Annotated in this window: 25 protein-coding genes and 2 pseudogenes; 19 read left to right on the top strand and 8 right to left on the bottom strand. The window is 42.1% G+C overall.

Annotated elements, in window-relative coordinates:
* The first annotated feature begins 4 nt into the window (after positions 1-4).
* From HF974_10425 to HF974_10405, 5 genes are all read left to right on the top strand, one after another.
* Positions 5-700, top strand: coding sequence for a hypothetical protein (locus HF974_10425; protein MBC2698721.1), 696 nt, complete (start codon positions 5-7; stop codon positions 698-700).
* On the top strand, positions 687-1,139 hold the full coding sequence (locus HF974_10420) for a hypothetical protein (protein MBC2698720.1): 453 nt from the start codon (positions 687-689) through the stop codon (positions 1,137-1,139). The genes HF974_10425 and HF974_10420 overlap by 14 nt, the downstream gene beginning before the upstream one ends.
* Position 1,140: 1 nt before the next feature.
* Positions 1,141-2,313, top strand: coding sequence for a hypothetical protein (locus HF974_10415; protein ID MBC2698719.1), 1,173 nt, complete (start codon positions 1,141-1,143; stop codon positions 2,311-2,313).
* A gap of 25 nt (positions 2,314-2,338) precedes the next feature.
* A complete protein-coding gene (locus tag HF974_10410; GenBank protein ID MBC2698718.1) occupies positions 2,339-2,467 on the top strand; it encodes a DUF4258 domain-containing protein in 129 nt (42 codons plus the stop codon).
* A 186-nt stretch (positions 2,468-2,653) separates the two neighbouring features.
* Positions 2,654-3,619: a hypothetical protein gene (locus HF974_10405; GenBank protein MBC2698717.1), complete on the top strand. Its 966-nt coding sequence runs from the start codon at positions 2,654-2,656 to the stop codon at positions 3,617-3,619.
* Here the strand turns inward: HF974_10405 and HF974_10400 are convergent.
* Positions 3,570-3,768: pseudogene (locus HF974_10400) on the bottom strand (NAD-dependent epimerase/dehydratase family protein). The gene HF974_10405 and the pseudogene HF974_10400 overlap by 50 nt on opposite strands.
* A 52-nt stretch (positions 3,769-3,820) precedes the next feature.
* Here HF974_10400 and HF974_10395 point away from each other — a divergent pair.
* The gene (locus tag HF974_10395) at positions 3,821-3,988 is read left to right on the top strand and encodes a hypothetical protein (protein MBC2698716.1); all 168 of its coding nucleotides are present in this window, start codon (positions 3,821-3,823) and stop codon (positions 3,986-3,988) included.
* Positions 3,989-4,331: 343 nt separating this feature from the next.
* On the opposite strand, the gene HF974_10390 is transcribed toward HF974_10395, so the two are convergent.
* Together HF974_10390 and HF974_10385 are read right to left on the bottom strand one after the other, a co-directional pair.
* Positions 4,332-4,850, bottom strand: a complete 519-nt coding sequence (locus HF974_10390) for a DUF3368 domain-containing protein (GenBank protein MBC2698715.1) — start codon at positions 4,848-4,850, stop codon at positions 4,332-4,334.
* Positions 4,804-5,130: a ribbon-helix-helix protein, CopG family gene (locus tag HF974_10385; protein ID MBC2698714.1), complete on the bottom strand. Its 327-nt coding sequence runs from the start codon at positions 5,128-5,130 to the stop codon at positions 4,804-4,806. Before HF974_10385 ends, HF974_10390 begins: the two co-directional genes overlap by 47 nt.
* 158 nt (positions 5,131-5,288) lie before the next feature.
* Here HF974_10385 and HF974_10380 point away from each other — a divergent pair, with 158 nt between their 5' ends.
* On the top strand, positions 5,289-5,888 hold the full coding sequence (locus HF974_10380) for a plasmid pRiA4b ORF-3 family protein (GenBank protein ID MBC2698713.1): 600 nt from the start codon (positions 5,289-5,291) through the stop codon (positions 5,886-5,888).
* Positions 5,889-5,951: 63 nt separating this feature from the next.
* On the opposite strand, the gene HF974_10375 is transcribed toward HF974_10380, so the two are convergent.
* Complete coding sequence (locus HF974_10375; GenBank protein MBC2698712.1) at positions 5,952-7,280, bottom strand: ATP-binding protein; 1,329 nt, start codon at positions 7,278-7,280, stop codon at positions 5,952-5,954.
* Between the two features lie 331 nt (positions 7,281-7,611).
* On the opposite strand from HF974_10375, the gene HF974_10370 reads away from it, so the two are divergent.
* From HF974_10370 to HF974_10355, 4 genes are read left to right on the top strand one after another with little or no spacing between them, the layout of a single operon-like run.
* Positions 7,612-8,070: a 30S ribosomal protein S15 gene (locus HF974_10370; GenBank protein MBC2698711.1), complete on the top strand. Its 459-nt coding sequence runs from the start codon at positions 7,612-7,614 to the stop codon at positions 8,068-8,070.
* 57 nt (positions 8,071-8,127) lie between these two features.
* A complete protein-coding gene (locus HF974_10365; protein MBC2698710.1) occupies positions 8,128-9,435 on the top strand; it encodes a DHH family phosphoesterase in 1,308 nt (435 codons plus the stop codon).
* Positions 9,432-9,695 carry a hypothetical protein gene (locus HF974_10360; protein MBC2698709.1) on the top strand — a complete coding sequence of 88 codons (264 nt, stop codon included), beginning with the start codon at positions 9,432-9,434 and terminating at the stop codon, positions 9,693-9,695. Before HF974_10365 ends, HF974_10360 begins: the two co-directional genes overlap by 4 nt.
* Positions 9,695-11,203 carry a serine--tRNA ligase gene (locus tag HF974_10355; protein MBC2698708.1) on the top strand — a complete coding sequence of 503 codons (1,509 nt, stop codon included), beginning with the start codon at positions 9,695-9,697 and terminating at the stop codon, positions 11,201-11,203. The genes HF974_10360 and HF974_10355 overlap by 1 nt, the downstream gene beginning before the upstream one ends.
* A gap of 113 nt (positions 11,204-11,316) precedes the next feature.
* Here the strand turns inward: HF974_10355 and HF974_10350 are convergent, their stop codons facing one another.
* Positions 11,317-12,498, bottom strand: a complete 1,182-nt coding sequence (locus tag HF974_10350; GenBank protein ID MBC2698707.1) for a hypothetical protein — start codon at positions 12,496-12,498, stop codon at positions 11,317-11,319.
* A 279-nt stretch (positions 12,499-12,777) separates the two neighbouring features.
* Here HF974_10350 and HF974_10345 point away from each other — a divergent pair, with 279 nt between their 5' ends.
* Together HF974_10345 and HF974_10340 are read left to right on the top strand one after the other, a co-directional pair.
* Positions 12,778-13,260 carry a hypothetical protein gene (locus HF974_10345; protein ID MBC2698706.1) on the top strand — a complete coding sequence of 161 codons (483 nt, stop codon included), beginning with the start codon at positions 12,778-12,780 and terminating at the stop codon, positions 13,258-13,260.
* Between the two features lie 231 nt (positions 13,261-13,491).
* A pseudogene (locus HF974_10340) lies at positions 13,492-14,784 on the top strand (ATP-binding protein).
* A gap of 144 nt (positions 14,785-14,928) precedes the next feature.
* Here the strand turns inward: HF974_10340 and HF974_10335 are convergent.
* Together HF974_10335 and HF974_10330 are read right to left on the bottom strand one after the other, a co-directional pair.
* Entirely contained in the window at positions 14,929-15,630 is a 702-nt protein-coding gene (locus HF974_10335) for a hypothetical protein (protein ID MBC2698705.1), read from the bottom strand.
* Positions 15,627-15,821 carry a hypothetical protein gene (locus HF974_10330; GenBank protein ID MBC2698704.1) on the bottom strand — a complete coding sequence of 65 codons (195 nt, stop codon included), beginning with the start codon at positions 15,819-15,821 and terminating at the stop codon, positions 15,627-15,629. Before HF974_10330 ends, HF974_10335 begins: the two co-directional genes overlap by 4 nt.
* 375 nt (positions 15,822-16,196) lie before the next feature.
* On the opposite strand from HF974_10330, the gene HF974_10325 reads away from it, so the two are divergent.
* The 6 genes from HF974_10325 (at position 16,197) to HF974_10300 (ending at position 19,576) form a co-directional block, all read left to right on the top strand.
* The gene (locus HF974_10325) at positions 16,197-16,427 is read left to right on the top strand and encodes a hypothetical protein (protein MBC2698703.1); all 231 of its coding nucleotides are present in this window, start codon (positions 16,197-16,199) and stop codon (positions 16,425-16,427) included.
* Positions 16,428-16,505: 78 nt separating this feature from the next.
* On the top strand, positions 16,506-16,769 hold the full coding sequence (locus HF974_10320) for a type II toxin-antitoxin system HicB family antitoxin (protein MBC2698702.1): 264 nt from the start codon (positions 16,506-16,508) through the stop codon (positions 16,767-16,769).
* Positions 16,762-16,992: a type II toxin-antitoxin system HicA family toxin gene (locus tag HF974_10315; protein MBC2698701.1), complete on the top strand. Its 231-nt coding sequence runs from the start codon at positions 16,762-16,764 to the stop codon at positions 16,990-16,992. Before HF974_10320 ends, HF974_10315 begins: the two co-directional genes overlap by 8 nt.
* 410 nt (positions 16,993-17,402) lie before the next feature.
* Positions 17,403-17,885, top strand: coding sequence for a hypothetical protein (locus tag HF974_10310; protein ID MBC2698700.1), 483 nt, complete (start codon positions 17,403-17,405; stop codon positions 17,883-17,885).
* Positions 17,860-18,831, top strand: coding sequence for a hypothetical protein (locus tag HF974_10305; protein MBC2698699.1), 972 nt, complete (start codon positions 17,860-17,862; stop codon positions 18,829-18,831). The genes HF974_10310 and HF974_10305 overlap by 26 nt, the downstream gene beginning before the upstream one ends.
* Positions 18,832-18,994: 163 nt before the next feature.
* Positions 18,995-19,576, top strand: a complete 582-nt coding sequence (locus tag HF974_10300; GenBank protein MBC2698698.1) for a hypothetical protein — start codon at positions 18,995-18,997, stop codon at positions 19,574-19,576.
* 568 nt (positions 19,577-20,144) lie between these two features.
* Here HF974_10300 and HF974_10295 read toward each other — a convergent pair.
* The gene (locus HF974_10295) at positions 20,145-20,918 is read right to left on the bottom strand and encodes a class I SAM-dependent methyltransferase (protein MBC2698697.1); all 774 of its coding nucleotides are present in this window, start codon (positions 20,916-20,918) and stop codon (positions 20,145-20,147) included.
* Positions 20,919-21,076: the final 158 nt, after the last annotated feature.

Below are 21,076 nucleotides of genomic sequence, written 5' to 3'. Positions count from 1 at the left end.
ATGCATGGCAGCGAGACTGAAAAACGAGAGACTGAAGTCTGAGGGATTGAAGTCTGAGGGATTGAAGGGTGGGAGAGTGAAGGACGATAGACTAAAGGACGAGGGATTGAAGGACGATGAAAGGGCATGGGCCGATTTTCTGATCACCAGAGTGGGACTGCTATTATTCTGCACAATACTGTTCATTTCTGCTTTCAATATCCATCCGGTGTTCATTCAGCAGGACGCTGCCGGGATGATGGATGCAAGTCTATCATCCCTTGCTTCATATATTGAGGATGTTGACAGCACAAGTATCCAGGGGGCCCATTATTACATGTTCGATATTGATCAGGATGTCACTATTGATATCTCAAGTAAGTATGTGTCCGCTTATTCTGACACAAAGACCGGCAGGGTCACCAGGGCCAGGGCATTGATGACAACTTTTTATCCCCCGAACAGTCTATGGGACAGCAGGCCTGGACTTCTTGAAGCGATTGCTGGCAGGTGCGGGGGCAGGACCGGCCTGGGTGAGGATGTACTGGAAGAGGGTGATTGGCAGAGTATCATTGAAATGCTGGACCAGACCGGGATCGAATTAGCGCAGGAGCCGTTCGTTGTCGATACCATGCAGCCGCTTCTCGTAGAAAAAGTGATGCTGAACATACGGACCGCCGAAGGTGTGGAGAGAAGGGGGGTCACCATTGTTTACCAGTGATGAGCAAGCCGTGGTTGAACCCAACTCCGACCTGATCGCCATGGCCCTTGCAGTTATCGGTTTTGTAATATTTATCTCGGTTATGGCACATACGTACCAGGTATACCAGGAGAAGACATTCATTGCACAGCATTATGATGATGCAATATCCCTGGCCGGACTGCTCAGGAATGACCCTGTGCTGACGGCCCCCGACCGTCCTGACCTGATAGATGCATCCAGGGTAGAGTCGATGGGTACGGGAGACATCAGAGAATTGAAGGACAGGTACGGAACACGTTATGATTTTTCATTTAAGGTCGAAGTGCCGCCAACTTACAGCAAGGTCGTGGGAACTTCTGAAGATCTGGGCGTATCGGCATCCATTCCTGTGACTATCAGGTTGAACGAGGCCGAAGAGATGCCAGGCACACTGACGGTAAAGATCTGGGAGAGATAGTATGCAGATGATCAAAGATACAAGGGGTTTTTCCAGTTCCATCGATGTTTTGCTATTCCTGGTGCTGGTATCGGTCAGTGCGGTGCTGCTGGCACCTGCAATGGTTGGCAACACCCAGTTAATGGCACTGCACGATACCAGTGCGGCCGAGCACAATTCACAGGTGCTGCTGTCCCTGCAAAATGGAAGGGTTGATGTTTTTTCCTATACTGTGGGTGGTGCCCAGATGGACTACCTGATGAACGAGACCCTGGGTCTCGATGCTGTGGATTCGGGTATCTATCTGGCTTGCAAGAAACTGGTTGCGGGACGGGAAATAAATCATAAGACATTTGCAGATCTGGCAAGCGAGTCAGTGGCGTCCCAGTTTACTATATACCACAATGACAGTTCTATGAGGCTGAACCTGCTGACCGACGAGTACAGGGCAAACCTGGATGAACAGATACAGGATTACCTTGACATGCAAATAGGTGACAGATATAATTACAATGTCTCTGTCGTATGGCGGCCGTTTCGGGATGTGCCTATCGGGGGTGAGACGCATATAGGGCGGCCGGTGCCAGATACTGCTTATGTGGAGAGTAGCTGGATCACTATGCCGTATCATACTGAATATACCAGGTATTATGTGGAGAATTTGATCAATGGGGAACTGGAGGTTATTGGTCTTGACCTTGCGAATGCCACTGTGGTGCCAAGGGAAGAGACTGAAAAGCTGATCGTCGGGCATATCAATGATGCAATAAACAGGACCGTGGATGATGCAGTAGGGACGATCGTTAAGATAACTATTGAACAGACCATAGAGAGGGCGCAGACTGCCATAAACCAGCAGGTCGATAATGTGGTACCTGGCAATAATTCGGGTATTAGTGACATTATCATAGATGAGGTACTGGCTGAGTTGAGGAATGACCCGGCATTTATTGAAAATGCCAGCCTGGAGCTAAGCGAACAGATCACGGAGTACATGCAGGAAGTGGCCAGGGAGGAGGTGCATGCTGTTATTGCCGGGGATGTGGATGCACTGGCGTCTGATGTTACCGACCAGATTGTGAGCAATGCTGCTACGGTTGAGGAGGCAAAGGGTGAAGTGCTGGATTATGTGTTTTCGAGGATCGACATCAGCAGGGCACGGATAACGCTGGCGCTGTGGGATAGGAACAGATGATTGTTGACACAGTAGACTATAATTGATGGTAAAAGTCATTTTCACAAAGCATGCTGAAGAGATGTTACTTGAAAGAAATTTTTCCAGATATATAATAAAATCAGTAATTGACAATCCTGACTGGAAGGAAGATAAAAAGGATGAATTGCGTTAACAGTTAATAAGATCGGAACTTTTAGTCCTGTACAGGTGCATAAAATCGCCCCAAAGCGATTACATAACACAGCATAAAAGGTTCGTACCTTATGGAACTCACCCAAACCTTTGGTTCATAAAAACTTGTTTTATGCTGAAAACTTTAAGTAAAATCTGAGCAAATAGTTAATGTTGTGGTTGAGAAATGATTGATGAAGAAAACCTAAACCAAACAATTTATGAATACGCGGATAAAAAATATGGCAAACAGTCGAAGATATTGTTCCAGAAGTACATTGATGAGTTTCCTGAAAAAGATGTGGAAATGCCCAATGAAACATGGCATAACAATTTTCTTGCATGGCTTTTGTTTGAAAAAGTGCTTCCGGAAACAGGCATGACCATTGCAGAAGAATTTGTGGAAAACACAACTGATTTGAGTCCTGAGATGAAAGAGAAAGTTCTGCAAATAAAATATATTATCCGCTCCAAGTTTATTGTTATTTCAAAAAATGGTTTGATTTTAAAGATCAAGGATATGAAAACAAAAGATGTCTATAACGTAAAATTATGCGGTCCACACCCTGTGTCTCCAAACACATTGATAACGGGCAGAATCCACCCATTTGGAAAGTATTACCGTTTTGCAGGTGTTTTTCAGATGTCTATATCGCCACTTATACTGGATCCGGACGTGCTTTTTGGTGCCCATGAGAAAAACGAACTTAAGCGGTTCGAAAGCATTCTATTACGCCGGAGTTCTTCACTACAGACAATACTAAACAAATATCCGCATCACTGGATAGATTGGATGTGTAAGGATTATGGTTTGAATGAGAGACTTAAAAAAGAAAAAGTCCGGGAAATTAAACATAAAATTGTAAATGAGCTGCCCCAAATCGTCTCAAATTTACCAGAAAAGTCTAAGGAAGTGCTGGTCTTTTGTATTAAGCAGGGCGGCGTTGTGAAATATGGTCAGCTTAAAAACTACGATGATGATATGGATTTCTTCTGGAATGATAAAAACACTCCGTCCACAATCGGATTGCTGAGGCAGAAAGGACTAATGATCGTTGGAAAAATGGTCTTTGGTGAAAGACAATTCAAAGTCGCGTTTATACCTATTGAAATCCGCGATTGTTTAAAATCTTTGTTTTCCAATCAAATGTAGATGCTATGTGGTGATGTATGAATTCCATCCTGCTGAAACTCAGGTTATCAAGTACGGTGACCCTGTTTTTTTTTGAGAGAATCTACAACGTGGCTGCCGATGAAGCCTGCGCCGCCGGTTATTAGTATATGTTTGTTGGTTAATTTCATAATTATCTACCTGCTATGAGGGAATAATCTTTAACTTTCGTCACAAAAATGGATGAATTTCTATACGAAAGTTCTATCTAAGTTCGCGAATGAAAATAATTTAAAATTAATCCTTAAAGTGGAAGTTGATTCAGAAGATGGAATTTCAAATCAGAAGGTTGAAGAAACTGAAATTGCCCTTCGGGTGCTAGGGTTGGATGATCAAATAGAAGAAGAATAGTATCTTTTTTCCTCCTTTGTCATCGTTTTCCTACTGTCTCTACTGCCCCTACTCCTGTTATCTGTCCCCAGCGTTGTTGACCGGGTGCGTGTGCTGATGCGCTGAGCGTGGGTTGGGAGTGGAGTGTGCGGGCGGTGGCCTCGGATGTTGGTGATTGCTGCCGATGATTACCATGGCTGTTGAAATATAATTAACGAATTCCCGCCCCCATTCCTTCCAACGCTCTCCCACCGCCCTCCAGTCCTCATCCGTCCGCTAATCCCTGGTGCTGCCGCACGCCGCCGGACCTGGTATGCTAAGGTGCAGGTGCGGGGCGTGCCGCCATGGCTCAAAATATAAGAATTTATATTTGGAATTTAGTTATCTCAGCGCGTGCCCAAACATAAAGGTCAGAACTAACCCGGAAATCTCCCTTTGTCAGCTTATCGAGTATTTCAATTGCCCTCTCGTTTGGTATCTTATCCGTTTTTACAGATGCAACGAGTAGTCCTATAAGACCTGTATATCTCAAAGCCTTTGATTCTGCAAATCTTCTTGCGTTAGATTCATCAAGAATAAGTCTATCATTCGAGCTTGCAACCAGGAACAAACTCGCCTCCCCAAGGTCAAGTCCATATTTCCTGAGTACAACTGGATCCCCTTTAAAATCAAGCACCTGAATCCATGTATCGAGTGCTTCCTTTATAATTTCTTCTTCAGGACTGTCGGCTTTCAGGATTTCATCCTTGATTTTAGTGGTTATATGTATAGTCCCGAAGATTTGCTTAAGTATGCCAAGTTCGCCGATCTTAGCCAGGGCAATGAGAGTAGATGAATCAATTAATATCCGCATCGCTAAGCCAGCCTTCAGCTTCTTTTGCATCTCTCATTGTCTCTTCAACACTCTGCTTGAAAAAAGGAATACCCTTTTGTGCAAGGTATTTAGCCATTTGCTGGATTGAAACATCAGCGAATTCAGCAGCTCTGCACAAAGAAAATTCTTCATCCAGATATTTTTCCATAGCTATTTTCATGCGCATATCTTTTATCCCTTCTTCCATTACTCTTCTTATGACCTCTGACCTGGATGAGTGAAGTGTTTCAGATAATTCCTTCAAAATATTGATATATTCATCGCCGATCCTGATTTGCACATTTACCATGATAATTACATTGTAACCATATGTAATTAAACATTTCCCTGCACATTAAATCAAAATAACATACACCAATTCAGCCTAACGTTACATGGGCCCCATCCATCCCCAAAAATATGTATATGGGATAAAGATATTCATAATCTAGATTTGGAGGAATCAGGATGAAAAAGAAATTCGATCTGGTGTACCAGTTAAAGATTACCCTAAAGGACATTAAACCGCCGATCTGGCGGCGAATACAGGTCCCTGAAACCTATACATTATGGGATCTCCATGTCGCCATACAAGACGCAATGGACTGGCTGGATTACCATCTTCATAGGTTTGAGGTGATCGATCCCTCCACCGGGATGAAAATGAATATCGGTATTCCGGAAGAAGTATTTGGAGAGTATGGGGAGACACCCCCTGGGTGGAAAGAAAAGATGTCTGATTATTTCACAATGGAGAACAGGAAAGTCGATTACATCTACGATTTTGGCGACAAATGGATACATAATATCGAACTGGAAAATATCATTGCCAGGGAAGATGGTGTAACATACCCCATATGCGTCAAAGGAAAAAGAGCGTCCCCTCCTGAAGATTGCGGAGGGGTATGGGGATATGAAGATCTAGTAAAGATCATAGCAGATCCCAATTATGAGGGTCATGAAGAAATGTTGGGGTGGATAGGTGGAGATTTTGACCCTGAATATTTTGACGTGAAAGATGTTTGTTTTGATGATCCAAAAAAACGACTGGAAATGGCATTTGAGTAGAACATGCATATAAGGCGGGGCATTTCACTTTAGCGACCATAGAGAATAGAACAAGCAGTCAATTCAGAAATCCTCAAGGTCAAAGGCCAAAAACCCTCTGCTTCGCAATTCCTCCTTGTTCTCGATTTTCCTCCCCAGTATTCCATAATACTCCTTCCTCGTATCATTGTTCCACTGAACATATCCTGATTTATCAGCCAGCTCTGCCAGTATCTTCCCCGCCTCACCATGCTTCAAGTCCTGCCAGTTACACTCCAAAAAAAGAATCTCGCCATTTAATTCGTTCATAGCTACCACATCTATCTCCCGCTCCCTGTGCCACCATTTACCAATTCTTGTAAAATTGAATATTTCATCCTTGTTCCTTATCAGGAATTGTTTTGCCACATGCTCAAAAATACCACCCAGATACCTATTGTAGTCATGTTTTATCAGGTCAATATCAAATATCCCTTCTTCGATGGCACTGACATTCGGATAAATATACCTGAACCAGAATTTCAGGAAATTATCAGATATATAGTATCTCCCTAGCCTTGATTTGGCTTTTTCAGTGATAGGGACCTCCCTTTTTATCATCCCCACTTCTATCAGGTTTCTAAGGTAAGGACTGATATCTGTCCTCTTAACTCCCATGAAATCCTTGATGTCCCCCAGTTTTGTTTTCCCGTAGGCAATGGCTTCCAGTATCAATTTGTAGGTACTTACATCCTCAAATTCATACCTCATTATAAAATCCACTTCGTCTTTTAAGAAGCTGTTCTTATCCCCTGTTTCCTTTCCAAGCCACGGCCATAGACGGTCATCGAGCTTTATGAGGTAGAAAGGAATTCCATCAGCAAAACCGTATATCTCAATAAGCTCTCTGATATTAAGGTCCGGATAAAACTTCTGAAGGTCAAAAAAGGATACGGCTTTCAGGTCAATAGACCCGGTCCTCCGGCCGTAAAGCGGACTTTGGTAATCAAGTACTTTGGAAGTGATTATTGAGACAGATGACCCAAGTATGAATAATTTCAATCTGGAATCAGTAAGTACGGTGTCTGTGACGGACTGGAAGATATTGAGTATATTTGCATCTTCTTTAATCATGTTCTGGAATTCATCAATGACAATCACATCTACCCTGTCCCTGAGGTATTCGAAGAGCACCTCCCAGTCCATTCTTAACTTTGAAACTTCCGGGTACTGCCGGGTACACAGGTCATAGAAACGTTCCAGATTTCTTGCACCCACTGCCAGATAGTAGATTCTGTTGGTGTTTCTTGTTGCCTGGAGTATCAGTTCTGTTTTCCCCACCCTTCTTCTGCCATAGATGATAATAAACTCAAATGTATTGCTCTCCAGCAGTTTATTGATATTTACCAGATCATCCTCCCTGTCCTTAAACATGGATTTGTATTTTTGTATAACCACAATTATACTAATGTAAATTCTACTATTTACCATTTCCCTTTTGTTGAGGCATATCAAGAAGCATACCTCTACCCTTGAAGGAGATATGCCATTACACAGTACCAGGGGACCTCATACGATAACCATTCGTTCCACAGGATATGATAGACCAGATAATCGGTGCACACATCTTTCTTTTCTTTTTTTGTGTGTTGCTTACGCAACTTATTTATCTTATGGTGTGGTAATCTGACCACTTCGCCTTGCCACAATAATATATAACAGAATCGTAATAATATTCAGGATTATCATAACCGGAGGAACATATTTGGCTAGAATGCATACCAGGAGAAAGGGAGTATCAAGGTCCACAAAACCCTTGAGAAATGAAGCCCCGCAATGGGTTACCCTTTCGTCAGAAGATATAGAGAAAAAAGTAGTGGAACTTGCCAAACAGGACAAAACTACCAGTCAGATAGGCATAATCATGCGGGACACTTATGGTGTGCCGGATATCAAATTATCTACAGGTAAAAAGGTCACAAGCATATTGAAAGGCAATGATTTGGCCCCAAGCCTGCCTGAGGATATCTCAAACCTGATCATCAAGTCTTTGAGACTCAGGAAACACATAGTAAACAACCACAAGGACCAGCACAACAAAAGGGCACTGAACCTTACAGAGGCAAAGGTACGGCGCCTGGGCAAATACTATAGCAGGAACGGTGTTATGCCGACAAACTGGAAATACAGTCCGGACACTGCTGAACGATTAGTAGTCCAGTAAATCAGTTGATGGTTCATTCCATCAACTATTTCATCTATTTTTACCATTATTCCAGGGATGACCGAAACGTTATTTTCTCTGGGCCGGGAAGCAGCAAAGGCACTTGAGAACTATCATTTTTTAAGGGTAATATCCCATAACGACGCAGACGGCCTGAGCGCTGCCGGAATTATGTCTACTGCCCTGCTAAGGGCAAATAAAGTTTTCCACACCTCAATTGTAAGCTCTCTGGATAAGGGAGTAATTGACATGGTCAATGCACAGGTATACGGGAAAGACGGAGCTGTGGTATTTTGTGATATGGGCAGCGGCCAGCCTGAACTTCTGGGTATGGTAAAGGACGATGTGGTCATTATCGACCACCACCAGGTAGTGGGTGACCACAGTGATCATGTCCATGCCAATCCCCAGATGTTGGGTATTGATGGTTCAAGCCTGCTCTCTGCATCAGGCATGGCCTATTATGTGGCCCGTGGTATGGGCGATAACACAGACCTGGCCGGTCTGGCACTGACCGGGGCTGTAGGGGATAAACAGAGTATGGATGGCCCCAATGGCGAAATAATGGAAGAGGCCCTGGAAGCAGGCGTGATATCAGTGAAAACAGGCCTGAAGGTGCCGGACGGCCCTGTGGAAGACGTATTACTGACACTGACAGAACCCTATCTGGACACGGTAGGCGATAAGTCGGCCACCGAGGCTTTTCTCAGTGAACTTGGTGTGAGCGGCACAATCCAGGATATGGGGGTAGAAGACCTGAGCAGGTTAGCCTCGGCCATGGCATTGAAGATCGCAGGCAGGGCAGACCCAACAGTTGTCAGGTCAATGGTTGGCGATGTGTTGGTACTGGAAAAAGAAGTAGTGCCTAATATTTACACCCTGGAATGGATGCTTAACTGCTGTGGTAAGGTGGACAGATCGGACCTGGGGTTATCATTGTGCCTGCGGGATGCGGGCGTTGTGGATGAAGCTCTAGCCCTGGCAGTAAAGTACCAGAAGACCATTGTGGAACATATCAGAGAAGCCGAAGCCATGATCAGGGAGATGGGAAATATCAGGTACGTGGCCCTTGAGGATAATTCGGGTACCGGTATTATTGCAGGCACGTTGATCAGGTATGTTTGCCCTGACAAACCGTTCATCACATTGAACAAAGTAGATGACCTGGTTAAAGTATCTGCCAGAGGCACCAGGAAACTGGTTGACAGGGGGCTTGACCTTGCCGTTGCCATGCGGGAAGCTGCACAGGCGGCAGGCGGACAGGGCGGCGGCCATAATATTTCTTCAGGTGCAGGAATACCAGTCGGTTCCGAAGAAGGTTTCCTGGCTGCAGTGGACAAGATAGTGGGGGGACAGCTGGCATGAAGATAAAGGGGAATATTTCAATAAAGGCCGAAAATGCACCGGATATTGCTGTTATGATCACACGCTCATTGGAACCTGACAACCTGAAAAGCATTACAACTGAATATGGGGAGGGGTCGGTGACCACGTTTTTCGAGTCAGGAAAGATAGGAAGTTTAATTGCAACTGTGGATGATTATCTCATGAATGCAAGAATAGCTGCCGACATGCTAAAAACAGTTGAAAAAGATAATAAAGAAAATTATGAGGATGATAATTGATGGAACTCCAGTTCAGGATCAAGGGAAAGTTCAAGACCAGCGCAGACCCGGCACCGGCCAGGCAAGAAATATTGGATATGTTAAAGGATGCAGAGGGCACTATTCTTTCAAAGGGTGCTCCGGAAGGTATGGGTGCCGGTATCACCTCAATGAACGTTGATGGGGACGGGGTCGAACTGGAGATAACTTCAGGCAGGTATGTGCGGGCCCATGATGCTATACTGCGGCTTCGCAAACCCCTGGCCGAACTGCTGGGTAAAGGCCACAGGATCGGTGTGCGGGGACTGGAGATATCCGAATATGTGGTCAGAATACCCTCAGAGCAGCCCCTGAAAGAATTCAAACTCCCCTATATGAACAGTGTGGAATATGCTGACGGTGCCATCACCCTGTCGCTGGAGTTGGGGCAGTCCGAGATAGAAAATAGGGTGCCTGACCGCATTATATCGCTTGTTGAGGATAAGGTGAAAGCCCAGTCCTACGGAGGTAAGGGCGAGCACTGGAACCTTATGTGGGAAAGCGGGAAGAAAGAGCATGTATTTGACCAGGACCCGACAGAGGAACTGATGAAGCGGGGCTGGATAAAACGGGGTGCCAGCCGGGGGCAGTGGATACACGGGCCCCAGAGTGTTGCAGTGTTTCGGGCTTTTGAGCGTATTGTTATGGAGGAGATAGTCAAGCCCCTGGGTTACAGGGAAATGATATTCCCCAAACTGGTTACCTGGGATGTGTGGCAGCGCTCTGGTCATGCCAAGGGTGTGTATCCTGAGATATATTATGTGTGCCCGCCCAAGACCCGTGACCCTGAGTTCTGGGAGGAAGTTGCTGACCACTACAAGGTCACCCTTGAGGTTCCACTTGACATGATAGCACAGAAGATAGACAAACCCATTGGCGGGCTGTGTTATGCCCAGTGTCCGCCGTTCTGGCCGTTTTTGCAGGGTGAGACTATGCCAGATGCCGGGCTGCCCCTATATGTGTTCGACCGCAGTGGGACATCGCACCGTTATGAGAGCGGCGGCCTACACGGCATGGAGCGAGTGGATGAGTTCCACAGAATTGAACTGGTGTTCATGGGTACGCCTGAGCAGGTGGTGGCGCATTCTGAGGATATGCAAAAGAGGTATATGCATATTTTCAATGATATCCTGGACCTGGAGTGGAGGACGGCATGGGTTACGCCATGGTTCATGGCGCAGGAGGGGCTGGCCGGACTGGCGACTGAGACCCGGGTGGGTACGATTGATTATGAGGCTGTGATGCCGTACCGGGGTGAGGATGGTGAGTGGCTGGAGTTTCAGAACATGAGCGTGAACGGGGATAAGTATCCTAAGGGCTTTAATGTGAAGAGCCAGAGCAATAAGGAGTTGTGGTCTGGATGCAGTGGGATCGGGCTTGAGCGGTGGGCGAGTGCTTTTTATGCTCAGAAGGGGCTGGACCCTGATGGGTGGCCTGCGGCATTCAGGGAGATTGTTGGGGAGCTGCCTGAGGGGATTAGGTTTTTGTGAGGGTGGAGGGGTAAATCCCCCTAAAACGTTATACAGGCCTCGTTACATCTTGTAAGGGTTATACCAGTGACTGCGAGATGGGGGATTTATGCTCGGTTTAGTAGAGATAAAAATTATTTGGTTCGCAAAACTTCATTACCATTTTCATCACGAATCGTAATTCCTAAAAGGCATTCATTTGATTTGCCAACTTTGCTAAATTTATATGTCCAAATTTTTAATTTTTTTCCTCTACATTCTTTAATCGTTTTAGTTGGGGGATAAGCACAAAGTATTATTCCTTCTAATTTATTCATTCGATTTTTTTCGTTATTCCAAAACCAAAATAATTCAGTATTTTTTTGATTTTCATCAAGATTAGAAGTAATAGCATCAATATAATCTTCCAACTGTTCCACAGCATCAGGATTATCAAATAATTTTACTTCAATAATTAAAAATGAATCTTTTTCACTTTTCTTTATTATGAAATCTACTCTGCCATCTCCTACTTTCTTTTCAGAATTTATAAACCATCCCTTTTCTGCAACTAAAACTTTAATAGCCTCATGAACTAATGATTCTTTAATTCTAGAATTCTTAATATTACTATCAATTACATTAATTGGTTTCAATACATCTTCTGATTCAAAGTTTAGCTTATTATCTAATTCTCTCCACATATCTTTTTTATTTAAATGTGCAAAAACGTTATTTCGAGGAATATATGGCTTTCCGTTTCTAAAAAAATTAATTTCTTTATTTTTACCGTTGTAAATTTTGAAAGTGGTTTGGTTACTTCCTTGGGAATTAATTGGATTTTTTAGTAATTTTAATTCAGAAATTATAGCATTCCATTCGGAGTTGTCTGGGTCATATTTTTCGTTTTCAGACCCAATCTTAGTTGAAGGAAGTAAAAAATTTGAATATTCCTCTTCATCAAATAAATTCCTTTTTCCAATCCTATTGATTGTATACCGCCAATAAATTCCATTTTCTGTAAATCGTCTGAATAAAGGATCATTACTTTGATAGAAATAACCATAATTTGATAAAACTATTTTTTCGCCATCACAATCAATCTCCTTTGGTAAATTAAAGATTTCATTTTTATCAAAAAAATCCTTTATATATTGATGATATTTCCCAAAACCTTTAAGGAATATTTTACCACCTAAAACAACATTACTATGTTTTTTAGTGGCGTAATAATATGCCAGTGGACTTGCAGCTGCTCTTCCACCCCAAAAGCCAGAAGATTCAGTAGGATTTACATACATTACAAGTCTGAATTCTTTTTTCGCCACTCTTGACATTATTTATTAAGTAGTATTGACACTATAAATAGTTTATGAATTAATATATGGATTATTTATCTGAAAACAATTCAAAAAAAATAAAAAAAACGAGCATCATCCCGATGCCCGGACAGAGAATAACGCCGTCCGGTGTCCCTGACTGAAGGGCTAATCCTCATGCACCAAGAGGCAATAGATAGGCCAAACACTCATAACATAATGAAAGCCAGATACCATCTTTATATTATACATCATTAAATCCATAACTTTAATACTTGTAAAAAATAATAATTGATTATGACTAGATTTTGGGTTGTGAGGATGCAAATAGAAGATGAAGAAAGCTGGGATATCGGAGAAGCTAATGGTTTTGTTGGGATTGGTTGGGCTAAAATAAATCCAACTAAATATTCTAAAGAAGATAAGGAACTATTAATAGAAGAATATAAAAGAAAATATAAGGAATCCCCAAACAAAGACGAAATTGGTACGATGTTAAGATTTGTAAATGATATTATAGAAGGGGAGGATTTTGTTATTCTACCTACTTTTCCAGAAAATCTTGGAGAATATTATTTAATAGGGAAAGTAAAGACAAGAGCGTATTATGAAAAAATACCAAAAGATGGGGCATATGAAAGAACAAGAAGAAAGGTTGAATGGTTAAATGATGTTCCGAGAGAATTGCTTTCTGAATCATTTAGACACTCTCTTAATGCGCATCAGACAGTTTTCAATATAGATAAACATAGAAGAGAAATCATTCCGTACCTTCCCTAATATTTGAATTATAGTTACCAACAATAAGCTTCCAGATTATAAAAAGCGCTGTCTCTTCCGATTTTTCGTATCGTTTCGGCGCTGCAAAATAAGGAAAATCCTATCAGCAACAGAATCTCTAACCATCGAGCATCCATGTGGGGATGCTTCGCGTCTTCAGCGCTGAGTCCGTTACTTAATACTCAACTATAACAAAAAACCTAAATATGTTATAGTCCAATATAACATGTCATGAACTACCTGAAAGAAGTCATCACAGAATTCCACAAATACCCCATCCCCACACTATTCAAAAGAGAACTATCCATCCCATCCGAGACTGACAAAGTAATAACACTCATCGGCCTGAGACGCACCGGTAAAACATACTACCTGTTCCAGGTGATCCAGCAATTACTGAACGAGGGCCTGGACAAAAAACGAATATTTTACATAAACTTTGAAGACGAAAGGCTCAGCGAACTGACAACAAGCGACCTCTCAACCATCATCGAGCTGTACCACAAAATAAATCCCGGTGCTGACATCCTTTACCTTTTCCTTGATGAGATCCAGGAGATAGATGGCTGGGAGAGGTTTGTAAGAAGGCTCACCGAAAAGAAAAATGCCAGGATATTCCTGACAGGCTCATCCTCAAAACTGCTATCCCAAGAAATAGCCACCAGCCTGAGGGGACGGACATTATCGTATAACCTGTTCCCGCTTTCCTTCAGGGAATTCCTTGTCGCAAAAGGTTTCAAATCCGAGTTCCCGTTAATAGAATCAGAAAGAGGAGTGCTGAAAAGACATCTCGATGAATACCTTGAATACGGCGGCTTTCCAGAACTGCTGGAATATGACAGGATGGTCAGGATTCGGACACTGAAAGAATATATTGACCTGATGGTCTACCGGGACCTGGTAGAAAGATATGGTATCGAAAAGATATCTGCCCTGAAATTTATGATAAAATCCCTTGTAAGAAACTTTGCAAGGGAGCTATCGGTCAGGAAATTGCGAAATTACCTGCTTTCGGCAAAGGTATCACTGAGCCCGGTAAAAGTCTATGAATATTTCTCTTACCTGGAAGATATAAATTTCATATTCCTTATCAGGAAATACGGAAAAGGTGTCAGGGAAGTAGAGGGGAGTATACCAAAAATATATCTGGTTGACCTGGGGTTCGTGATACTGCACGGCGTTAAAGACAGGGGACGAAGAATTGAAAATGTTATTGCAATTGAGCTGTTGAGAAAAAAGCACTACTTTGACCCGATACTTTAGATATATTATTGGAAAGACACATCAGGACTTGAGGTGGATTTTGTCCTGGGCCGTGGACCTGAGGTTATGCAGTTGATACAGGTATGCTATGACCTTGAAAATATAAATACAAGAGAGCGGGAGTTAAAATCCCTGGTTAAAGCGTCAAAGGAACTGGAATGTACTGATCTTCTGGTCATCACCTGGGATTATGAGGGTGAAGAGGATTTCAGGGGCAACAGGATAATGTTTGTGCCGATGTGGAAGTGGCTGCTGGGATAGGTATGGGAGTGGTCGGGCTGAATCGGGATCGGGGTTGAGCGGTGGACGAGTGCTTTTTATGCCCAGAAGGGGCTGGACCCTGATGGGTGGCCTGCGGCGTTCAGGGAGATTGTGGGGGAGCTGCCAGAGGGTCGTGTCCCCGATTTACTGAACAGGCACTCTGAACGTTAATAATTCTTTCAATGTCCAAATATGGTCTGTAAGTTTCTGAGCCACAGCTGGTGTCCTTTGCAACCATCTTTTGTTTCCACAATTGACCATTAATCGTAGTGATTTATGCGGCTTAACAAAATTATACCATGCCTGGAAGAAGTCTATTGCTCTTGAATGCATCAGAGCATTTTTACTAAAATTCATTCCTTTGCGTATAAATCTTGCTAGAGAATTTCTGATAGTAAGATTGATCCGTTCTATATATGCTGTGTTAATACAGCCACCTGAATCTGCCCCAAAAAGCCTTAATATTTCGTCGGCATCTCCGAAAACAACACGCTGAAGCTCTTCAACAACATGTCCATTCGCAACTTTTTTGCTTACCTGAGCATACTTCAAATCTTCAGGTGGCACCAAAATAGGATGAGGTTTTCTTCCAATACCACAATAGGGTGGCTGCTCCAGGTTCCCGTAGATATTTAGTAGTGCCAATTCAAAGGGATCCCAATCATCGGAGGTAAACAGTGGGATTGGAGAAGTATTTGATCGTTTACTTTCTAAATCATTGAACAATTTCTTAGCATCATCTGTACTTCTTCCTCCTTCATGATGACTGATAAATAATTTTGTATTGCTTTCCATTGCTGTTAGTGCATAAACATCACCACATTCATCAGGATCGACATCAATCACGTTTTTTTCCTTTTTTTTATATATGACCAGATCTCATCTATTTGCACCTGGCCAAGCTCAAGCTCTTGAAAAAAGTAATCTGTAACTTCCTGACAATGTGCTCCTGCAATGTCAAGCCATCTGCAAATGGTATCTTTATCATGTTCTGTGGCTCTTGCCGTTCCACGTATGCTTCCTTTTTCAGGTATCATTGCCAGTGTCCTAAGTATTTCTTCATCTGGGGTCTTAAGTCCAAAAAAGATCGTACCTCTGGTTTCACTGAAGCAATGTGTGCAGGTATTGCATCTCAATAGCGCCAGATTTTTCGGGCCGTATCTCTCTTTGACTCTTATATTTCCTTGACCCTTCTTACCGTAATTTGGGCAATCTTCATTCAAACAATAAAATTCTGATAAATCGAGTTCTAAATCCATTTATACCCCTCTGAAGAGAGAATTACATTTAAACTATTTAAATATTGTCAATTAATCAAGGACACGACCCCAGAGGGGGATTAGGTTTTTGTGAGGGTGTTATACCAGTAACTTCACACAACTATTTAAACACGAAAAATAAAAATAAGATTTATGGCAGATGGTGAGATTATCGAGAAAATAGCATCTATTGACGAACAAGTACATGACTTAAGAAAGATGGTTCTCGAAAGCGGCAGTGGTATAAAGGATGTGGAGACTAAATCAGCAGCTAAAGCGTGGCTCACTGAAGCAGAAAAGCTCGAAACGAAATGGCCCAAAACAGCCCCGCTTGTCCTTGAGATGACAAATAAGGACAGGAGACATTGTATAAAAAATATGTAAAATTATGTACAACTCTTTTGTGCATAATGGTCTACAATAAGATAAGTTAAAATACAGAATGCAAAATTGGTGATCCTGATGCTAATAGATTATATTAACAAAGCGTTGAGCAAAGCTGAATACGATAAGCTCGAAGATGATACCTTTTCTGGTAAAATACCAGAATGTCCGGGTGTTCTCGCTTTTGGAAAAACGCTTTTTGAATGTCAGAAAGAGCTTGAATCAGTATTTGAAGGTTGGCTCATAGTCAAAATACGGCACGGTGATACTTTGCCTGTGATAGACCATCTGAATATCAATGTAGGTATTCCACATGGCATTGAGGCTGGGGCTCATGCCTAAATGGAAGCCATGTAAACGCAGAGTTTTTATCAAAAAACTTGTAAAATTGGGTTTCAATGCGCCTGAACCAGGCGGACGACATTTCTATATGCGATATGGCACCAAAGTTTTAACAATTCCCAGCAATGATGAGTATTCAGTCCCGCAGCTTAAAATGATGATTAAAGAATTGGAGAAACTCATCGGAAGAAAAATTGCCCTGGAAGATTGGGAAGAATTTTAATTCAGATAAAGCCTGATTTTCTTTCTTTTTTATACTGCTAGCGCCTCATTCATTTACTTATTCACCCCAATTATTTAAGTAAGTTTTCGGTTTTCGATACCCTAGTTGATAATTGATTTGATGAACGATGGTAGAGTATGTGCGGAGGCGGTTGAACTGCTCATCAAAGGGCTTTAATGTGAAGAGCCAGGGCAACCAGGAGTTGTGGTAGGGGTGCAGCAGGATCGGGCTTGAGCGGTGGGCGAGTGCTTTTTATGCTCAGAAGGGGCTGGACCCTGATGGGTGGCCTGCGGCGTTTAGAAAGATTGTTGGGGAGCTGCCTGAGGGGATTAGGTTTTTGTGAGGGGGGGCAAATCCCTTTTTTTATATCTTGGTGTACAATATATATGGATATAATGAGGAATAAATCCTTGAAAACGCTATATAGGTCACATTACAATTTGTACGGGGTATACGTAACTGCAGATGATAGATATCTTTCGTTGGTTGAGATACTGGACAAGTACAAGTATCAGCCCTGGTTGGAAAAAAGGCACGAACAGTTGAAGACCGCCTATAAAGTTGCTCCTGTATTGTTGAAAAGCGTTACACGGATCGAAGGTTTGCTCTTCGTATTTTTTCTCGCGATGCTTATACAGGCCCTTATTGAAAGAGAGGTTCGCATGGGAATGAAGAAAAATGGATTGGGAAGCATTTCTATCTATCCTGAAGACCGAGACTGCGAATCACCAACCACTTCCAGGTTATTGTCTCTCTTTGATAACATCGAATTTCATCGGTTATGGTCCAAGAGTACATTGTTACAAACCTTCCGGACCGAGATCATGGCTAAACAGGTTGAGGTAATTAGATTAGCTGGAGTGCCACGTGAAAAATACTACCAGGATGAATAAAATGTGCAAAATAAATTCAGATTTTAGCAATTTGAAAGTTGCGGAAAGTAGGCTTCAAGTATCTACATTAAAAATTGTAGTTGACCCAAAAAACAATCTAGTTCAAGAAATTTATAATTACGAATTAAGAAAAGTAGAAGGAGAAAACCCTAAGCACTTACTTCAATATCCAATTTCAGAATACGTTGAAGTAACCGCAAATCCAAAAATAAATATTAAAAATAATGGAAATGAGTTTGTCCCAATTAGAATTGAATATCATGAATTGAAAAGTATCGCAAAATCGGGAAATTTTACAGAACCTTTTTATTATTTAGGTAAAGGCCTCAATTCCAACGAGAATACATTATATGTTGGATATATTTCCAATACTACAAAAACTGAAGTGGATATTGAATTTGAATATACTTCAAATAGAATTTTAACAACATTAAACGGGTTTCATTATATTTTTGAGTATAATATATCTACCCCAATACACGTTTCTAAAATTAATGAATTTTTAAATTTTGAAATACCAGAAGAATATAGTATAGACAATTCAAATTATGAATCTAATTTGAAGATGTCTTTTGAAGGGGCAAACAAATTAAGGTTTGAATTTCAGAATATATCCGATTATAAATCAGAACCATTGAAAATTAAATTTTCCAGAGGTGATTCTAAACTTTTTGAAACCATTAAATATGTAAATATTTTCTTGTTATTAGGTGTCATAAATTTATTTTTATTGTGGTTCTTTGGTATAATTCATTTCGATATTCGATATCTTGATTATATAATTTCAATCATAGGTATTGTTATTGTTACATCAATATCATTAGGCATACTTTCTGGAGCAAACTTTTCCTTGGCTGCGATTAATTATTCGTATTTCTGGATTCCAGTTATTTTAGAAATAGTGGTATTTGTGGTACGAGGATACATGCGCCTTAACAAAGCATAGGAGTAAAATAAGCCGATAAGAAATATCAAAGCCTGAGCATTCTCGTCAATGCCTTTCGGAATTTATTTCGAGGTTTGTGACAATTATGAAGGTAACATATATAACCCATACAAGTTACCTATATAGGTAAAGTATATAAAAACATCACATTACCACCATAAATATGCGCGGAAAAATAAGAGACAGGATACTCAGGATACTCGCAAACAATCCTTCTGGAAATATCAGCAAATACAGTATTGCCAGACAGGCTGACTGCTCTTACCCATGGGTGCGGGAATTTTTCTTAAAACTTACCGAAATGGGACTGGTAAAAGGTACCAAAGTCTTAGATCACCCTGCCCTGCTGCATTACTGGCAGTCTGTTCGTGTCAAGCACAAACACAGGGAATACATGCTCAAAGATCCATTAGAGTTCCTCAAGCAGTCCCACCTATCCTATGCATTGACCACATACCAGGCAGAAAATATCGTCCAGAATTACCTGTTCCCAAGCAGGGTCGATATTTATATAAATGAAAGTGATTGGGAGCAGTGGCATGATATACTCTCAAAAAAAGGACTTGTAGGTAAAGGAAATGTGCGGCTAATACTCTCAGATGAGCATGTTTTTTATAATTCCTTTGAAAAGGATGGCCTGAAGATCGTTTCGAGGCCCCAGTTGATAATTGACTTAATGAATGAGGGCGGAGTATGTGTGGAAGCGGCTGAACTGCTCATCAAAAGGATAGCGAAAAATGTATGAAACATATGAGACAGGGATATCGCATAGATATCTAAAAACTGTGGTTGATAAGCTCGAAGAACCGATTTGTTGTTAATGTGAAAAAACATGTGATTTTTGCGGTGCCGTGATGTTATAATCAACTATAACAAAATATACAAATATGTTATAGTCTACTATAATATATATTGAATTACCTGGAATAAGTTATCACAGAATTCCACCAATACCCCATCCACACTCGCACAAACGCCCGCACGACCTCCCTCTGCAGATGCCTCAGAATTTCATGAGTGGCTGGACCCTGATAAGTGGCCTGAGGCTTTCAGGGAGATTGTAGGGGAGTTGCCTTGGGAGATATGGTTCCTTTGAGTGGAGAGGTGGAATCGCTATACAGACCTCGTTACATTTCGAACGGGTTATACCCGTTTTTCCCCCTAATATCGACTACCTGCTTAACGTATCCACTTTAAAAAGGATGGTATTTTGACAGGATTTACAGGATATTGACATTGCGGTATATCCTGTCGATCCTGTTAATCTTGTCTAATAATTTTTAAATTACCCTTAGATTTGAAATGGATACCACTTACCCCTTCCTCCCCACCACAATCCCTGTCGTATAACTAAACACCATCCTCCCATCCTTCACCCGCACATCCAGCCTGGACTGGTCCCCATCCATCGACAACTTCATCATCTCCCGGATACTCTCCACATTCCCGGCTGGCGGGTCTGCCATCCCTATCCAGTGCTCAAAGTCAAAATCTGAACTCCCATCAACCCTGTCAAGCACCACCAGTCCAACCTCGTGCAGCATCCGCTCAATCTCAGATGCCTTGTAGTGTTTGATGTGTGAAGGGTCCCTCAGGTTCTCCATCTTGTTCTGGTACTCGCTCTTTGTAGTATACTCAGAAGATAACATATCCTCAATAACCAACCTGCCACCCGGTCGCAACACCCTGGCCATCTCACACAGGGACATCCGGGGTCCTGGGAAATGGTGGAAAGAGAACCTGCACGTTACCACATCAAACTCCGACTCCCTGAAAGGCAGGTGCTCTACATCCCCGGTCAGGCATGTAATATTATTAAGCTCATTCTCCCGGGTAGCCCGTACCGCCAGCTCCAGCATCCCCGGCGTGATATCAATGCCAATGACCTCTTTCACATGAGGCGACAGGGCCCTGGCAAGAAAGCCCGTACCAGTAGCCACATCCAGCACCCGCTCCATGCCGGTCAGGTCCAGCAGTCCCACCACAGTATCCAGGTCGGCCTGGTCCATCAGGGCACTGCATGCCGCATAGGCATTCGAACGCTTACTAAACTGTTCCACTGCCACTTTTTTTGAGTATGTGTTCATTTAGGCTCCTGTCTTACAATACCTTCACCAATATCCAGTACTAACCAACAATAATACCGCTTATTTAGCATGAAAGTACCCTCAGTCTTAACATCCCGTGACTATCGTTGTAAAGAAAACAACAATTTTCTGGGATGTTAAGATCAAAGATATTTATC

The sequence above is a fragment of the ANME-2 cluster archaeon genome (genome assembly GCA_014237145.1).
In the GTDB taxonomy this organism is placed as follows: Archaea; Halobacteriota; Methanosarcinia; order Methanosarcinales; family Methanocomedenaceae; genus Methanocomedens_A.
This window is presented reverse-complemented; position numbering and strand designations above follow the sequence as displayed.

Excerpts from the sequence above, each read along its gene's own strand:
- HF974_10425 (MBC2698721.1), top strand. The coding sequence starts at position 5 with ATGGCAGCGAGACTGAAAAACGAGAGACTGAAGTCTGAGGGATTGAAG.
- HF974_10415 (MBC2698719.1), top strand. The coding sequence starts at position 1,141 with ATGCAGATGATCAAAGATACAAGGGGTTTTTCCAGTTCCATCGATGTT.
- HF974_10410 (MBC2698718.1), top strand. The coding sequence starts at position 2,339 with ATGGTAAAAGTCATTTTCACAAAGCATGCTGAAGAGATGTTACTTGAA.
- HF974_10405 (MBC2698717.1), top strand. The coding sequence starts at position 2,654 with ATGATTGATGAAGAAAACCTAAACCAAACAATTTATGAATACGCGGAT.
- HF974_10395 (MBC2698716.1), top strand. The coding sequence starts at position 3,821 with ATGAATTTCTATACGAAAGTTCTATCTAAGTTCGCGAATGAAAATAAT.
- HF974_10390 (MBC2698715.1), bottom strand. The coding sequence starts at position 4,850 with ATGCAAAAGAAGCTGAAGGCTGGCTTAGCGATGCGGATATTAATTGAT.
- HF974_10385 (MBC2698714.1), bottom strand. The coding sequence starts at position 5,130 with ATGGTAAATGTGCAAATCAGGATCGGCGATGAATATATCAATATTTTG.
- HF974_10380 (MBC2698713.1), top strand. The coding sequence starts at position 5,289 with ATGAAAAAGAAATTCGATCTGGTGTACCAGTTAAAGATTACCCTAAAG.
- HF974_10375 (MBC2698712.1), bottom strand. The coding sequence starts at position 7,280 with ATGTTTAAGGACAGGGAGGATGATCTGGTAAATATCAATAAACTGCTG.
- HF974_10365 (MBC2698710.1), top strand. The coding sequence starts at position 8,128 with ATGACCGAAACGTTATTTTCTCTGGGCCGGGAAGCAGCAAAGGCACTT.
- HF974_10360 (MBC2698709.1), top strand. The coding sequence starts at position 9,432 with ATGAAGATAAAGGGGAATATTTCAATAAAGGCCGAAAATGCACCGGAT.
- HF974_10355 (MBC2698708.1), top strand. The coding sequence starts at position 9,695 with ATGGAACTCCAGTTCAGGATCAAGGGAAAGTTCAAGACCAGCGCAGAC.
- HF974_10350 (MBC2698707.1), bottom strand. The coding sequence starts at position 12,498 with ATGTCAAGAGTGGCGAAAAAAGAATTCAGACTTGTAATGTATGTAAAT.
- HF974_10345 (MBC2698706.1), top strand. The coding sequence starts at position 12,778 with ATGACTAGATTTTGGGTTGTGAGGATGCAAATAGAAGATGAAGAAAGC.
- HF974_10330 (MBC2698704.1), bottom strand. The coding sequence starts at position 15,821 with ATGATACCTGAAAAAGGAAGCATACGTGGAACGGCAAGAGCCACAGAA.
- HF974_10325 (MBC2698703.1), top strand. The coding sequence starts at position 16,197 with ATGGCAGATGGTGAGATTATCGAGAAAATAGCATCTATTGACGAACAA.
- HF974_10320 (MBC2698702.1), top strand. The coding sequence starts at position 16,506 with ATGCTAATAGATTATATTAACAAAGCGTTGAGCAAAGCTGAATACGAT.
- HF974_10315 (MBC2698701.1), top strand. The coding sequence starts at position 16,762 with ATGCCTAAATGGAAGCCATGTAAACGCAGAGTTTTTATCAAAAAACTT.
- HF974_10300 (MBC2698698.1), top strand. The coding sequence starts at position 18,995 with ATGCGCGGAAAAATAAGAGACAGGATACTCAGGATACTCGCAAACAAT.
- HF974_10295 (MBC2698697.1), bottom strand. The coding sequence starts at position 20,918 with ATGAACACATACTCAAAAAAAGTGGCAGTGGAACAGTTTAGTAAGCGT.